The organism is Flavobacterium alkalisoli (assembly GCF_008000935.1).
GTDB classification, from domain to species: Bacteria; Bacteroidota; Bacteroidia; order Flavobacteriales; family Flavobacteriaceae; genus Flavobacterium; species Flavobacterium alkalisoli.
On sequence record NZ_CP042831.1, the window covers coordinates 533,848 to 549,867 of the forward strand.

General features: G+C 40.9%; 9 protein-coding genes. 2 read left to right on the forward strand and 7 right to left on the reverse strand.

What is annotated here, in order from left to right; translation table 11 throughout:
• Positions 1–110 precede the first annotated feature (110 nt).
• The 3 genes from pbpC to FUA48_RS02190 all read right to left on the reverse strand — a co-directional run bounded on the left by pbpC (position 111) and on the right by FUA48_RS02190 (position 8,530).
• Positions 111–2,477: a penicillin-binding protein 1C gene (gene pbpC / locus FUA48_RS02180; protein ID WP_147581910.1), complete on the reverse strand. Its 2,367-nt coding sequence runs from the start codon at positions 2,475–2,477 to the stop codon at positions 111–113.
• Complete coding sequence (locus FUA48_RS02185; RefSeq protein ID WP_147581911.1) at positions 2,450–7,969, reverse strand: alpha-2-macroglobulin family protein; 5,520 nt, start codon at positions 7,967–7,969, stop codon at positions 2,450–2,452. The genes pbpC and FUA48_RS02185 overlap by 28 nt, the downstream gene beginning before the upstream one ends.
• Positions 7,970–8,086: 117 nt before the next feature.
• A complete protein-coding gene (locus FUA48_RS02190) occupies positions 8,087–8,530 on the reverse strand; it encodes a nucleoside deaminase (protein ID WP_147581912.1) in 444 nt (147 codons plus the stop codon).
• A 78-nt stretch (positions 8,531–8,608) separates the two neighbouring features.
• On the opposite strand from FUA48_RS02190, the gene FUA48_RS02195 reads away from it, so the two are divergent.
• Positions 8,609–10,378 (forward strand): 1-deoxy-D-xylulose-5-phosphate synthase, encoded by a 1,770-nt coding sequence (locus FUA48_RS02195; protein WP_147581913.1) that lies wholly within the window; start codon positions 8,609–8,611, stop codon positions 10,376–10,378.
• A 47-nt stretch (positions 10,379–10,425) separates the two neighbouring features.
• Positions 10,426–11,373 carry a DUF3078 domain-containing protein gene (locus tag FUA48_RS02200; RefSeq protein ID WP_147581914.1) on the forward strand — a complete coding sequence of 316 codons (948 nt, stop codon included), beginning with the start codon at positions 10,426–10,428 and terminating at the stop codon, positions 11,371–11,373.
• Here the strand turns inward: FUA48_RS02200 and FUA48_RS02205 are convergent, their stop codons facing one another.
• The 4 genes from FUA48_RS02205 to FUA48_RS02220 all read right to left on the reverse strand — a co-directional run bounded on the left by FUA48_RS02205 (position 11,374) and on the right by FUA48_RS02220 (position 16,003).
• Entirely contained in the window at positions 11,374–12,720 is a 1,347-nt protein-coding gene (locus FUA48_RS02205) for a deoxyguanosinetriphosphate triphosphohydrolase (protein WP_147584941.1), read from the reverse strand.
• A 36-nt stretch (positions 12,721–12,756) separates the two neighbouring features.
• Positions 12,757–12,981 carry a hypothetical protein gene (locus FUA48_RS02210; protein WP_147581915.1) on the reverse strand — a complete coding sequence of 75 codons (225 nt, stop codon included), beginning with the start codon at positions 12,979–12,981 and terminating at the stop codon, positions 12,757–12,759.
• Positions 12,982–13,011: 30 nt separating this feature from the next.
• Positions 13,012–13,515, reverse strand: coding sequence for an RDD family protein (locus FUA48_RS02215; protein ID WP_147581916.1), 504 nt, complete (start codon positions 13,513–13,515; stop codon positions 13,012–13,014).
• Between the two features lie 85 nt (positions 13,516–13,600).
• Positions 13,601–16,003 (reverse strand): ribonucleoside-diphosphate reductase subunit alpha, encoded by a 2,403-nt coding sequence (locus FUA48_RS02220; RefSeq protein ID WP_147581917.1) that lies wholly within the window; start codon positions 16,001–16,003, stop codon positions 13,601–13,603.
• Positions 16,004–16,020: the final 17 nt, after the last annotated feature.

A 16,020-nucleotide genomic window follows, 5' to 3' on the forward strand; every position in this document is an offset into this window, starting at 1 on the left:
AAAAGCATAATTAGTGCTTGGTTTAAGAAATGCTATCGGAAATAAAAAAAGTAAAAATTCTGCAAGCAGAATCTTCTGACTAATGGATTTTAGATTTTGTGATATTATCATTACTTGTTTATAAATTCAACCTTTCTTTTTATTTCATTACCCTCCTCATCGGTTATTGTTAAATAATAAGTTCCTGTTTGTGCCGTTACGGCCATTTCATGAAACGTTTGGGTTTCTCCCAGATATTTATCCCCCAAATACCAAAACAGCTTTGCATTAGGCACAGTATGGGCCGCTTTGAATATAACAGGCTGAATTTCGCCGTTAAAATCTTTGGTGAGATATACTTTACTGTCTTCCTTAGGATAGATAAAATCCATAGTACTGCCCGACGACCCTTTACAGTCTTCCCGGAAAGGCGGCAACGCTATATAATCCAGATGGTTGCTGCGGTAGTACCATTCCATTACAGGAGGAAGCACAAACCACGGCTTGGTCACCATATTATCCACACTCTCACATCCGCTGTTTACCTGATATTTTTCTGAAACATCAAGATGCACCAAACGATGATACGGACATGCTTCTGTTTGTTTCTCGCTTAAAGGGATCCATTGCTTAACCGTAGGGCAAAACTGCCCTGCCAGATGTCCGCTTGCGCTGCATACCTCAACCTCTTCCAGATCATCATAAGGAGTAGCGAACCATTTTTGCCTTGGCAGCAGGTTAAATACATCAAATAGCACAGGGGCCGCACTCCCTACACCTGTAAGCGTTGGCCTTCCTTCTCCCGATGCGTTTCCAACCCACACACCTACCACATATCTTGAGTTGGTACCTATAGCCCAGGCATCACGGCTACCAAAGCTGGTTCCTGTTTTCCATGCTATTTCCAGCGACGAATCATAAAACTTCCAGGCTTCATCCCCTTCAGGGCGGTTAACTTCCTTCATGGCATTATAGGTAAGCCATATAGACCCTGCTCCTAATACGGGCTTGTTATATACTTCCTTACCAAAGTCATTTTTAAGGCTGCTGTCCCAGTTAAGATTGGCAAATTCATTTTGCCTGTATTTTGCCTGATGTGTCGTAAAATAATTGAGCGTAGAGCTCATACCGGCATAAGCACGGCATAAATCCCAAAGGTTAGACTCCGCACCTCCTAAAATAAGGGATAACCCGTAATGATTAGGATGCTCCTTAATATCCGAAAGTTTAAACTTTTGAAGCTGCTCATAAAAATGGTATACCCCATAATCCCTTAGCATCAATACCGCAGGCACATTTAACGACCTTGCAAGCGCCCTTTGCGCCGGAACGGCACCATCATAAGTGAGATCATAATTCTTAGGGCTATAACCCGCTATCTGCGTAGGAACATCTGGTATTAAAGTGTTAGGCAATAACTCTCCCGAATTAAGCATAGAGGCAAACAGCAAAGGCTTAAGTATACTTCCCGTACTTCTCGCTGCAGGTATTATATCCACATCCTTTTGGTGTGCCATGTCGGTAGGGGAATTACCCACATAAGCCATAACATTTCGGGTTTGCACATCCACAACCAGTATAGCAAGGTTATAAACCTCTGTCTGTTTATATTCCTGATAATATCTTGCAGCTATCTGGTTTACCCTTGACTGCAGGTTATTATTTACTGTAGTCTTTATACGCTGCCCCTCGTGTGTTTTAGCAATATTCTGTAACAGATGCTGTGCCGACTGAGGCAGGTCAAATGGTTTTTGAGGCAACTCCTCCAGCAAAGACAGCTCATAGGTTTCCTTATCTATTACACCCTCATCTTTAAGTTTTTTAAGGAGCCTGTTACGTTTATCCAAAAGCTGTTTCTGATTCCTACCCGGATAGATAAGGCTGGGAGCATTAGGCAATACTGCAAGTGTGGCGGTCTCTGCCCAGCTAAGCTGATGTGGCTGAACGCCAAAGTAGCGCCAGGACGCCATTTCAAGCCCTACTACATTACCTCCGTAAGGGGCATGTGCAGCATATAGGTTAAGTATCTCGTCTTTACTATATCTAAACTCGAGTCGGGTAGCCAGTATGATCTCTATAAATTTTTCGAAGTAAGTACGTTTTTCATCTCCCCTGGAAAGGCGTATTACCTGCTGGGTAAGCGTACTTCCTCCTCTCACTACCCTCCCTGCCTTATGATTTTGTCTTGCAGCCTTTACAATCGCTACCGGATTAAATCCGGGGTGGCTGTAAAAATGCTGGTCTTCAAAATAAACAATGCATTGTTTAAACTTATAGGGCACACTATCCTGCGCCGGAAAACGCCATTGACCGTCCGTTGCTATACGGGCAGCCAACAAATCGCCTTCGGTACTTTCTATAACCGTAGAATAAGGCTCTTTAAAAAGAGTTGAGGGAAGGCAAAAATAGTATAGAAGCAGCAGGATAAAACTTACTCCAAGTTTTATCCTGCGCTTTTTAATCCAATTGATTATTGCTGTTTTTCTACTTTCACCCATTGTCCTTTGGTTCGTGCCAGATAAGAGTTGTCATACATGGCTTCACACTGTACTCCCGGCAGGTAGTAACTTCCCGGATAAGATGCATTAAGCAGTATCCTGAAGGATTTGGTCTCATGCGGTTTCAGCGTAAAATAGAAGTTGGTCCTGTCATCCCTTATATCGGTATAGTCAACCTGATTCTCTGCAAAGTTGCCAAAATCGGTAAACCTTGTATTTACAATTTCCCATCCCGAAGGAATAATCTGTGTAAGTGCCACATTATCTACCCTCTCCTCTTTCAGGTTGGTTATATACACTTCGGCTACAAACTCTGTTCCCTGAGTCAACGAAGCAGGGTTAATTACAGTACCAGACCTGTCTTTAAAGCTTATTCTTGTACTGAGTCCTTTTTGTTCGGTCTGCTCCTCGCCCACAGGCAGTATACCACTATATACTACTTTAGCGTATAAGGTAGCATCCTTAGTATTCTTAATTGTAACCGAATTATTATCCGACACCGTAAGCACCCTGTCTGCAAATGTTTTGGCAGTTGCTATACTTTGGGTTTTACCGGCATTGGTATATTGTAATTCTATTCCCTTACCACCATTTGCTTTGGCAAACTTAGACATTGAATACAGGCAGTAAGCTGTGGTTTGTGTACTCATCCACATGTTAGATGACATTGACTCGGCTATTTTATTAGCCATTTCAAATGCCTTTTCTTTTTGGTTAAGTATTACAAGTGTTTCCAGTGCCATAGCCTTGTTGCGCTCTGCAGATCCATAATAGTAATAGTATCCGTCATGGTAGCTGTAATTAATACTACTCTGACTTAACAATGACTGCCCAACATTCTTTTGCCCTGCAAGTGCATAGGCTGCTGCCAGTCTTAATTTCGATTCATTATCAAGCCCCCTCGTTTCTCTCAACCTGTTCATAGACGATAAGTCAGGTGAACCTGCAAGTGCCAGTGTATACAATCTGTAAGCCTGTGCAAAATCATTATGGTAACCTTCTGCATAGCGCCATTGTCTTGCCATTTTCTTTTGGTAAGACAACCATTGGGCTTTTGCATTTAAAGGAAGCTTATATCCTTTTTTCTCGGCTTCAATATAAAAATGCCCTACATAGCTTGAACCCCAGTCATCCGGATTTGAATTACCCGGCCAGTATACAAAACCGCCGCTTGCCGTTTGAAACTGTGCCAGCCTGTTTATGGCTGCGGTTACATTGCGCTGTATTTTTTGTTTTCTTGCTTCATCAATATCAGCTATATCCGCAAGGTACAGCTGAGGAAACACACTTGATGTGGTTTGCTCCAAACATCCGTGAGGATACTGGATAAGGTAATCAAGCCTCTTATTAAAATCAATAGACGGGAATGACGATACCTCAAGCTTAGCCTTATTACTGCCCGGCACACCAAATGCAGTCCAGTCTATAGTTGCTGTGCTCTTAGGGTCTATAACCAGTGTCTTAACGTTTGTGGTTACAGGGTTAGGGTTGGTTATATCCAACTCTACATCATAGCTTGCCTTTTCATTACCTGAGAAAGCCTCAACCGTAACCTTACCAATTCCGGTAAGGTTTCCTACCTCTAAATCAAAGTAGGCAATCTTTTCATCCGGCCTGTTAAACGACAGTGTCTGGCTTGCAGAGCCTTCTATTATAAAGCCGTTATTGGTTTTTACCTTAACGGTAACATTCTTCACATGGTTTTCCATGGCAAATACCGTTACCGGAAGGGTTACCTTCTCACCCGGAGTTACTTTTCTTGGAAGTGAAGCCAACAACATTAACGGACTCCTTACAGGTGTTGCCTTTTCGGCATTGCCATAAGCATTAAGATCGTTATTTGAAGCCACGACCATAGTACGTACGGAGCCTACATATTTAGGCAGTGTAATACTATGTGCTTTGGTTTCACCCTTAGCCAGATTAAACGGCCCCAAATAAATTACCACCGGTTTAAATCGGTTTGCTTTTTTGGCATTACCTCCTCCCAGGTCAGCATCACCACCAATACTGAATATCTGGTTTACCTTACCACCGTAAGCACCAATTATATCATCATATACATCCCAGGTTTTTACTCCCAGAGCTTCTTTTGCATAAAAACTGTCCCACGCGTTTGGCGTTTTAAACCTTGTAAGATCAAGCAAACCTTCATCTACTATGGCAATGGTATAGGTCATGGCCTTCCCTGATTTCTCGCTAACTTTTATTGTAGCTTTCTGTTCCGGTTTCAGCACTTCAGGCATGTTTATCTGAGGCTGTAATAACGTGCTTTTATCTACCACTTCAATAGGCACTATACCATACAGTCGTATAGGCGAATCGTTCTTAGTAGTGGCATGCGGCTGTAACATGGTAACATTTACATACACATTAGGGGCCATTTTTGCCGTTACCGGAATTTCCATTTGGGTTTCGCCTTTCTGCGTTTTTACCCAATAGGTTTCAAGTACCTTAGAGCCGTTTTCAAGAGACACCAATGCCCTTCCCCCTTCACTTGAAGGAAATGATACTTTTACTTTTTCACCTACACTGTATTTCTCCTTATCTGTTGTAAACACAAGCATTTTTGCCTCGTCTCCACCGTTGTTTCTGCTTCTGCCAGACCAGTAAGGATAATCAATATATACGGTTCCTCCGGCAGAGTGCCCGCTCTCATCATCAGTAACCCTTACAAGGAACCTGCCCCACTGATTTTTATCGGTACCAAAGCTAAAGTTTCCTTTACCCGAAGCATCTGTTATTATTTGGGTTTCATAATATGGCGTATTGGAAAGTGCAGAACTATAAGACGACATATTACCGTGTGAGGCATCCCACCACCAGCTCCATGACACCTCAAACACCTTAGCTGTAAGTTTTCTTGACGCCTTAGGTTTACCGTTCTCATCTACAGATACCACATTAATACGGTTACTTTTACCGTTCTCTACTATGCCATACTTATTGCCTTCAGGCAGCTTTACCCCTACATAGCTACTGTATGGTGAGTAGGTAGCACTAATAACATCGGTACTAAAGTCGCCTCCTTTTTCATAGGCCTTGGTCATTATCACCGCCTTAAGCATACCCGGTGCACGCAGTTTTAATTTTGGCTGAAGCGTTACCGTAGCCGAACCGTTGGCATCGGTCTTTCCTGTAAAGATATTTACCTCTTCGGTAGAGAAACGTTGTGCTGGATCGTCAAACACAAAATTGTTATAATTTTTAAAGGTTGTTTTCTGATTCAGGAACTTGGCCTGCATTTCCAGTTTAAGGTCTTTAGCTACTGCCCCATGAAGCCATGCCACATCAACATTAGCTGTGTTTTTTTGTGTTGCATAAATGGTTTTGCCATTAAAGCCATTTTTAATTTTTAATCGGTTAGGCTTTATGGTTTCTACCTTAATACTCTTATAGAATTTAGCTCCTCCAACAGCCACTACAGCTTCCCAGTTTCCTGTTGGTGCCGAAGTCTGTGTAGGCACAATAAATTTATAATGATTTTTATTGTTATGGTTCTGCACTGCTTCAAACACTACTTTACCATTAGGATCGCTTAGTTTTAGCTTGATAGGGTGAGATGGTGGCAGTTTAGCCGCTTTATCGTTAAGGATAAACCCAATAAACAGGGTATCTCCCGGACGCCATACACCACGCTCCCCGTAAATATACCCCTTAAGCCCTTTTTGCAGCTTGGTGCCATCTACATCAAAATTACTAACCGATTGTGAGTTACCATCAGCCATTTTCACATAGGTGGTATTGTCATCCTTTTTAACTATCGCGAAGAATGCCGGTCTTTCGGTTGACAGGGTAACAGAACCGTCTACCCCGGTTGTACCTTCTGCCATTTTCTGTTGCTGGTAATTATATACCGCAACATTGGCTCCCGAAACCGCATCGGTAGTAATAATACTGCTTACGCCAAAATAGTAACTGTTGTCCTCGCCTCTTTTTGCAATTACACCCAGGTCACTGGCCAGTACGTTAGTAGCTATCTTCTTATTGTAGTAATACGATTTGCTGCAAGGGTTTTCTCTTTCCCTCCAGTCGTAATCATAGTCATAGTAATCATAATATTCCTCTCCATATTCATCATACTCCGGATAGTAGTCTGACTCATCGTCTTCCTCTTCCTCATCGCTACTTTCATCATCGTTTGTTTCGCTAGGATCACACTTGTACAGCGAGTATGCTTTTTTATAGGTTATTTCTACCCTGTAAATAGCTCCCCTTTCGGGCTTAATAATGGTTGCAAGATCTATGGCATACGAATTCCATTTGCTGTAATCGGCCATCTTATCGGTATTAAGCACCAGGTTCTTTTTGGCTACCGGCAGGGCCACATTTCTTATATAACTTCCATCAAGCTCATTGCTTTGAAGGAACTGCATTATGTTGTTTTCAAAAATCCTGTAAACCTTTACATCTACCGCACTAAGGTTCACTGCCTGAAAGTTTATTTTAAGATTGCTCGACCCCGGTAGTATTGTTCCGCTCTTTAAGAACTTCACTTCCGGTTTAAGCTGTTCAAACAGTACTTTAGTTGAATATGTTTTCTTGGTCTTATAACCGTCTACGCTTTCTATACCCTGAAAAACCTCCACCAGTCGGTTACCGTTTAATGCTTCCGAAAAGAAAACCTTAAGCAGGTTACCGTCTACCGAGAATTTAAGGTTCTGTACCCCTTCTACCGATATAAGTCCGTCAAAATTCTGGTTCTTTTTAAGCGGATCGGAAAAGTTAATATACATGGCCTGCGTATCGCCGTTAGCCACATCAATACTAATAACCTTAAAGTTGTTCTTACCGGGAATGATAAACTCTTCCGACCCTTCACGCTCAATACCATAAGGCTTACCGTTCCATATAATTTTTATTGCTGCATCCTCTTCCGGACGCTGAATGCTATCTATCACAAAAGGAAACTCTGTCTGGTTACCTATGGTTTTAGCAAAGCGTACCGCAAGCTGCCTTCCGTCCTGTTCTGCCCTAACCAGTTTTTTCACGGTTTCGGCATCAATAAAATCACTTGTTTTGAGCTCACAGTTTAAAAACTGCCAGTCCTTACTGTATGATTGCAGGTCTTTTGAGGTAACCATAAAATCCTGCTCCAGTGTTTTTACTATAAAATTAAAATCACGCAGGTTTTTAGGTACGTCTATAAACTCAGAAAGGTGAAGTGTAACCCTGTATTCCGTATTCGGCTGTAAAGGTTTTTCAGGCTTAAAGGTTATAATATTGCCCGGCATGTAAACTACCTTTCCCGAAACTGAAGGTGATATGGTAAAATAATCGTCATCCAGTTCTTTGTTAAGTTCCCATTCCTTTTTATCAAAGGCAAGCCCCACCTTAATATCAGAGTGCGTTGAAATGATTCCCGAAGTAAAACTGGTTATGTATTCGCGATAAAGAGAGATATCGGATTCAAAATCTTCATCAGATTTTTTGGAGCATGAATGCAGCAATGCCATAGCTGCAACAAACAGTAACAGTTTAAGGGGTTTCATAGGCCGGTAAGGTTTATGTTAAAGAATGGATATTTGTGTACTGCAATAACTTAAAAAAAGTCGGAATTATTGTAATAAAAACATTAAAAATTTACTGACAATCATACCTTTATGCTTCTACCTTCTTCTTTTAAAAAAATCTTTGACCAAAGCCGAGCATTCGTTCTCCATAACCCCGCTAACCACCTTAGTTTTAGGATGAAGCTTTGTTCCCATAACTCTGTACCCCCTGTGTGTATCAGCAGCCCCAAAAACAATTTTTGATATCTGGCTCCAGTATAATGCCCCCGCACACATCTGGCAGGGCTCAAGCGTTACATATAGCGTACAGCCTATAAGATATTTCCCTCCTAAAAAATTAGCTGCCGATGTTATGGCCTGCATTTCGGCATGGGCGGTAACATCGTGCAAAAGTTCGGTTAGGTTATGGGTTCTGGCAATAACCTTATTATCAACAACTATAACCGCACCTACCGGTATTTCGCCTTTATCAAAAGCTTCCTGCGCTTCCTGCAGTGCTTTTTTCATAAAATACTCGTCGGTAAAAATGTCTTCTATCATTACGGTTAGCCTAATTGTTTGTATTGCCAACCCAAAAATAGGAAACTATATTGTAAATTTGTCCTTTCAAAAGCTATAATGTCAGGCAATTTACTCTCACACATACAAACCCCCGGCGATTTACGTAAACTGGAGCCACAGCAGCTGCCGCAACTGGCAAAAGAACTGCGTGACTTTATTATTGATATCGTATCGGTTAAGGAAGGCCACTTAGGCGCCAGCCTTGGTGTTGTGGAGCTTACCATTGCCCTGCATTATGTTTTTAATACTCCTGACGATTTACTGGTTTGGGACGTAGGCCATCAGGCATACGGACATAAAATACTTACCGGACGCCGTGATAATTTTGATACCAACAGGCAGTTGGGAGGTATTAGCGGTTTCCCGAAAAGAAGCGAAAGCATTTATGATAGTTTTGGTGTAGGCCACTCTTCGACATCCATTTCTGCGGCGTTAGGTATGGCAATAGCTTCTCGGTTGAAGGGAGAAGACGACAAAAACCACATTGCGGTTATCGGGGATGCCTCAATAGCTTCAGGAATGGCTTTTGAAGGACTTAATCATGCCGGAGTTACCGATGCAAACCTGCTGGTTATACTTAACGACAATGCCATAGGCATAGACCCAAGTGTAGGCGCACTGAAAGATTACCTTACACAGGTTAAGGACGGAAAAAATCCGCGGGAAAACAATATGATCAAATCCCTGAATTTTGACTATTCAGGACCTGTTGACGGACATGACCTAAACGGACTGATTAAAGAATTGGAACGCCTTAAAAACAAAAAAGGCCCTAAGTTCCTTCATATAATTACAACTAAAGGGAAAGGCCTTAAACAGGCCGAGGAAGATCAGGTAAAATACCATGCTCCCGGTAAGTTTGATAAACTTACAGGAGAAATCCTTAAGATTGCCGATGAGAACCTTCCACCAAAATACCAGGATGTATTTGGGCTTACCCTTGTAGAACTCGCCGAAAAGAATGATAAGATTATAGGTATTACCCCTGCCATGCCATCGGGCAGCTCCATGAAGTTTATGATGGAGGCTTTTCCCGAAAGGGCAATTGATGTGGGCATCGCCGAGCAGCATGCCGTTACGCTATCCGCAGGAATGGCTACTCAGGGCATGATTGTATACTGTAATATTTACTCCACCTTCCTGCAAAGGGCATACGATCAGGTAATACACGATGTGGCCCTTCAAAATCTCCCGGTTATATTTTGTCTTGACAGGGCAGGCTTGGTAGGTGAAGACGGTGCTACGCACCACGGGGTTTTCGATCTGGCTTATCTTAACTGTATTCCTAACCTGAGTATTTTTGCTCCGCTTAATGAGAGGGAATTACGAAATATATTATATACCGTACAGCTTGGCTTAGACCATCCTATAGCCATACGTTACCCGAGAGGCCGCGGTGAAAGCACCGAATGGCAGCTGCCTTTTGAAAAGATTCCGTTTGGCAAGGCAAAACAGCTTAAAACAGGTAGTGAAGTAGCGATACTTACCACAGGAACCATTGGCAACAATGTTACCAAAGCTTTAGCTGAAACTGAAAAAGCCGATTTGTTTTCTCATTATCATTTTGGATTTGTAAAACCTGTTGATGAGGAGACATTACGTACTATACTAAACAAATACAAAACTGTAATTACTGTTGAAGACGGGACAGTTAAAGGAGGATTTGGCAGTATTATTTCTGCTTTTGCAACCACACATAATTACACAACAAACATAACTATACTGGGCATTCCCGATGAATTTATAGAGCACGGAAGTATTGCCCAGCTACAACATTACTGCGGTATTGACGTTAAAAGCTTAAAAGATATTTTTTCAACTTATTAAAAATACCGACTTTTGCATCGCATCTATTTAATACACCGTTTAGTAAAATGAGAATAAAAGCCGTTCTTGCAGTATTATTTATTATTATAAGCACTAAAGCAACTTCACAGGTTATCATAACCACAACATTACCGGATACCATAAGCCATTGGGAAAACACCAATAAAGTAGGACTGGACATTAACCAGGTTGCCTTCATTAACTGGAGTGTGGGTGGTAACAATGCTATCTCCGGAGTTATAAAAGGTGAGTTTGACAAAAACTATACAAGAAAAAACGTAAACTGGGCTAACGAGCTTATTCTTAGGTATGGTCTAAACAGTCAGGAAGGTCAGGAAGTACGTAAAACTGAAGATAAAATTCAGCTAACCTCTACTTTTGGTTACAGGAAAGATACTGTATCAAACTGGTACTACAGTGCCAAGTTTAACTTCAACACGCAATTTGCTAACGGTTATGCCTACCCCAATACTGACGACGAAATATCAGGCCCTTTTTCACCTGCTTATATATTTCTGGGTATTGGTTCTGAATACAAGCGTAAAGATTTAGGCCTTACGGTTTATATGTCTCCGCTAACCAATAAAACTACTTTAGTACTAAACCAAACCCTTGCCAACAAAGGTGCATTTGGTGTTGATAAAGCAGTTTATGATGACTTAGGCAATCTTGTAAGATCGGGCAAGAACTCACGTACCGAAGTCGGTGTGCTTTTAACCGGACAGCTAAAGAGGCAGATATTTAAGAATATAATGATGGATCAGCGTATATCCCTTTACTCTGATTATATCAATAAGTTCGGAAACATAGACGTTGACTGGCAGTTACAACTGGACATGACCGTAAACGAATATGTAAAAGCCAATATAGGCACTCAGCTTATTTATGATAACGATATTAAATCTACTAAAGAGGTAGATGGTGAAGTGGTAACAATGGGCCCAAAAATACAGCTAAAGCAAATGCTGGGCGTTGGCCTTAGCTATACTTTTTAATTAAGCCTTAGTATTACCTGTTATGGTATTGTACAACAGTAATGCCTTACCATCGGTTAATGTAGATACAAAGTGGCAAATGTGCAGTAACCTGTCATAAAGGTTCATCTTTTCTGTCACAAACCTTTCAGGCAGCATTTTTAATACGAGCTTGTCGTAGTTGCTTTCTTTACCTTCAAACTTATTGTTATAAGCCGTACAGAACGTATCCAGAAGTGTATTGATAATACGGTAACCAATAATCTCCTTTTCTACCACCTCACGGCTCTGGTAAATATTTTTAATACTCAGGTTTATAATATCTTTCATCTGGGCTGTATACTTGCCCTGATCGGTTAAGGCATAAGGATATTCCCCATTAAGTATTTTGTCTTCATTTGCGACAAACACGTCAACCGCATCGCTTATAAGGCTGCTTATGGCCAAAGCACGCAGATAGCTTATACGGTCTTCTTTAGTGGTAAGCGTATTGTATTTTGCTACATCAATGCTGTTTTTTACCAGCTTGATAAGATATTCCAAAGCATATTCTTCCTGAATAAGCCCCAGGTTTATACCATCTTCAAAATCAATAATGGTGTAACATATATCATCGGCTGCCTCCACTAAATAAGCCAGTGGATGGCGCTCAAAACCTATATCATCACCTGTTTTGTTTGGAATAAGCCCTAACTCTTTTGCCACATCCTGAAAAAAGGTCTTATCACTCTGAAAGAAACCATATTTCTTATCGGAAATATTAGCAGTAGGTTTTTTAGGAAGCGATTCTTTAGGGTACTTCATAAACGCCCCAAGGGTTGCATAAGAGATTCTTAGTCCGCCTTCTATTCCCGGCCTTGAAGCCGTTAACAGGTTAAATCCGTTTGCATTCCCTTCAAAATCTATAAGATCCTGCCATTCCTTATCGGTAAGCTCATTTTTATACTGTTGCCCTTTTCCGGTTTTAAAATACTCGCCAATAGCTTTCTCGCCCGAATGCCCAAAGGGCGGGTTGCCTATATCGTGAGCCAGTGCAGCAGCAGCCACTATGGCACCAAAATCGTTCATCTGATAACCGTGTACATCCTGAAGGTAAGGATGCTTTTCTATAATTTTTTTTCCTACTAGCCTTCCTAAAGAACGGCCTACAACCGATACCTCAAGGCTATGGGTAAGGCGTGTATGCACAAAGTCGGTTTTAGAAAGCGGTATAACCTGTGTTTTATCCTGCAGGCTCCTGAAAGCCGATGAGAATATTATACGGTCGTAATCCACCTCAAAACCCAAACGGGTATCGTCCTGCTCTTTACGCAAACGCTTGCTTGTATCTCCCTGTCTTTTTAGCGACAGTAACTGTTCCCACTGCATTTTTGTAGCCATAATTAATCAAGGGATTTAAGTCCCTTATTTTTTATTATTAAACAAAAAGAAATCTTTAGACTTTTTAGGGTACTTATCATAACTTTTATCGCTTGGATTTTCAATAACCGATCTTATGGTTATTTTTTCTCCGGTCTTAAATCCGGCTGTTACACGCTGATAATCTAACAGGTACTCTCCGCAAAAAAAGTTCCCTTCATCATCTTTTTCTATAATTCCCGTGTAGATTTCCTTTTTGTCTTTTGACATATATCTGATTTAATTGTTTATTCTGAATAATTACTGTTCAATCCCTATTTCCTCAAAAGCTCTTTTAAGCTCAAGTGCGGCGCTATACACCTTCACATCTACAACACAGGTTTTTACGAACCTGTCATGCCATCCTCTTGGTTTTTCTTTTAAAAAAGAAAAGCCGTCAAAAGGTATCAGCCTGCATAATGTCCTTAAAAAAACAGTTTTAAAAGTTGGCTTAGAACCATCTTCCATAACCACCATGGTCCCCGTAATGTATTTCCCAAGGGTTCTTTGTGAAAATGTTTCAAAAATTACATAATAAGAAGAAAGAAAAAAACTAATAAACGCTAGTTCCTCCCATTGACTTAATTCAATAACCCACATATACAAAGACTCATATCCAAAATCATAAAGCAATTCTCCCATGGTTAGTATCACTATAAAAACAAGATACCTAAGGAGTATATCATCAATTAAATAATTGGCAAATCTCTTACCTGTACTGGCAAGCATTTCATGAGTAACTTCAATAGTTTCAACGGTTTTCATAAGGTGTGTTTGATAAAGATTGGTTTAATCAAACAAGGAGCATTACTGCTCCTTGTTTTTATCATTGGTTATGTTTATTCTAAAATTAAGAACCGCACATTTCGCAGTCATCCGGCTCTGCGTTACGGGAACGCTCCAGCATCGCCTGGAATTCTGTAACCGACATAGCTTCCGACTCGCCCTCTGCATTTGCTACCGCAGCAACAGGCTGTGCTTTTTTCTCATTATTAAGGGTAAACTTAATAGCATCCACAGCACTCTTAGTCCTTAAGTAGTACATACCTGTTTTAAGTCCGCTCTTCCATGCATAGAAGTGCATAGAAGTAAGTTTAGCAAAGGTTGCATTTTCCATGAACAGGTTAAGCGACTGCGACTGGTCTATAAAGTAACCTCTTTGGCGGGACATATCGATGATGTCTTTCATACTCATCTCCCATACCGTTTTGTAAAGTTCTTTTATATGTTGAGGAATAATATCTATATGTTGTATAGATCCGTTTGCCCTCATTATTTCCTGCTTAAGCTCATCGTTCCATAAACCTAACTGTACAAGGTCTTCTAAAAGGTGCTTGTTTACTACGATAAACTCACCCGATAGTACCCTTCTTGTATAGATGTTAGAAGTATATGGCTCAAACGCTTCGTTATTACCTAAAATCTGAGAAGTTGAAGCAGTAGGCATCGGCGCCATTAAAAGCGAGTTTCTTACACCATGCTCCATAACTTCTTTTCTTAGAGAAGTCCAGTCCCAACGGCCGCTTAAGTCTGAATCTTTTAAGCCCCAAAGGTTGTACTGGAATTCACCCTGAGAAATAGGCGATCCTTCAAATGTTGAGTAAGGACCTTCTTCTTTAGCCATTTCCATTGAAGCAGTAACTGCTGCAAAGTAAATGGTTTCAAAAATCTCCTGGTTCACCTTTTTAGCCTCATCGCTTGTAAACGGAAGGCGCATAAGGATAAATGCATCAGCAAGCCCCTGAACACCTAATCCTACAGGACGGTGGCGCATGTTAGAGTTCTCTGCCTCAGGTACAGGATAGTAGTTCCTGTCTATTACCTTATTAAGGTTACGTGTTACACGCTTGGTTACTTCATACAGGTAATCGTGGTTAAACTTACCTTCTTCCACAAACATTGGCAAAGAGATAGAAGCAAGGTTACAAACCGCAACCTCATCCGGAGCTGTATACTCCATAATCTCTGTACAAAGGTTTGAAGAACGGATAGTACCAAGATTCTTTTGATTTGACTTTCTGTTAGCCGCATCTTTATAAAGCATGTATGGCGTACCGGTTTCAATTTGTGATTCAAGGATTTTCTCCCAAAGCTCACGTGCCTTGATAGTTTTTCTTCCTTTTCCGGCAGCCTCATACGATTCATACATTTTTTCAAACTCTTCACCGTATACATCATAAAGTCCCGGGCATTCGTTAGGGCACATTAATGTCCATTTTGCATCTTCCTCAACACGTTTCATGAAAAGGTCAGATGTCCACATAGCATAGAATAAATCTCTTGCACGCATTTCCTCTTTACCGTGATTCTTTTTAAGATCAAGGAAATCGAAAATATCGGCATGCCATGTTTCTATATATACCGCAAAACTACCTTTACGTTTACCACCACCTTGGTCTACATAACGGGCAGTATCGTTAAATACGCGAAGCATAGGTACAATACCGTTTGAAGTACCGTTTGTACCGCGGATGTAAGAACCCGTAGCTCTTACATTATGGATAGACAAACCTATACCTCCTGCAGACTGCGATATTTTTGCAGTTTGCTTAAGGGTATCATAAATACCGTCTATACTGTCATCACGCATTGTTAAAAGGAAGCATGAAGACATTTGCGGCTTTGGAGTACCGGAGTTAAATAACGTAGGAGTAGCATGTGTAAAGAACTTTTTAGACATTAGCTCATACGTTTCAATTGCAGCCTCGATATCGTTAAGGTGTATACCTACAGATACCCTCATAAGCATATGCTGAGGCCTTTCTACAATCTTACCGTTAATTTTTAACAGGTAAGAACGCTCCAGGGTCTTAAATCCGAAATAATCGTAGTTAAAATCCCTGTTATAAATAATTGTTGAGTCTAAAACTTCTGCATTAGCCATGATTGTCTCATATACTTCATCAGAAAGAAGCGGAGATTCCTGGCCTGTTCTCGGGTTTACATAGTGATACATTTCATGCATCGTTTCCGAGAAGGATTTTGTTGTGTTCTTATGCAGGTTAGATACCGCAATACGCGCTGCTAATTGTGCATAGTCAGGATGCGTTGTTGTCATAGAAGCAGCTGTTTCTGCTGCAAGGTTATCTAATTCAGATGTAGACACACCATCATATAAACCTTCAATAACACGCATAGCCACCTTTACCGGATCTACTAAGTCATTAAGCTCATAGCATAACTTTCTTACTCTGTCCGTTATCTTGTCAAACATTACCGGCTCTCTGCGGCCATCTCTTTTTACTACATTCATAAGGCAACAATTTTAAG

Bases quoted from the DNA above. Each gene is read 5' to 3' on its own strand.
- pbpC (WP_147581910.1), bottom strand. From the start codon at position 2,477: ATGGGTGAAAGTAGAAAAACAGCAATAATCAATTGGATTAAAAAGCGC.
- FUA48_RS02185 (WP_147581911.1), bottom strand. From the start codon at position 7,969: ATGAAACCCCTTAAACTGTTACTGTTTGTTGCAGCTATGGCATTGCTG.
- FUA48_RS02190 (WP_147581912.1), bottom strand. From the start codon at position 8,530: ATGATAGAAGACATTTTTACCGACGAGTATTTTATGAAAAAAGCACTG.
- FUA48_RS02195 (WP_147581913.1), top strand. From the start codon at position 8,609: ATGTCAGGCAATTTACTCTCACACATACAAACCCCCGGCGATTTACGT.
- FUA48_RS02200 (WP_147581914.1), top strand. From the start codon at position 10,426: ATGAGAATAAAAGCCGTTCTTGCAGTATTATTTATTATTATAAGCACT.
- FUA48_RS02205 (WP_147584941.1), bottom strand. From the start codon at position 12,720: ATGCAGTGGGAACAGTTACTGTCGCTAAAAAGACAGGGAGATACAAGC.
- FUA48_RS02210 (WP_147581915.1), bottom strand. From the start codon at position 12,981: ATGTCAAAAGACAAAAAGGAAATCTACACGGGAATTATAGAAAAAGAT.
- FUA48_RS02215 (WP_147581916.1), bottom strand. From the start codon at position 13,515: ATGAAAACCGTTGAAACTATTGAAGTTACTCATGAAATGCTTGCCAGT.
- FUA48_RS02220 (WP_147581917.1), bottom strand. From the start codon at position 16,003: ATGAATGTAGTAAAAAGAGATGGCCGCAGAGAGCCGGTAATGTTTGAC.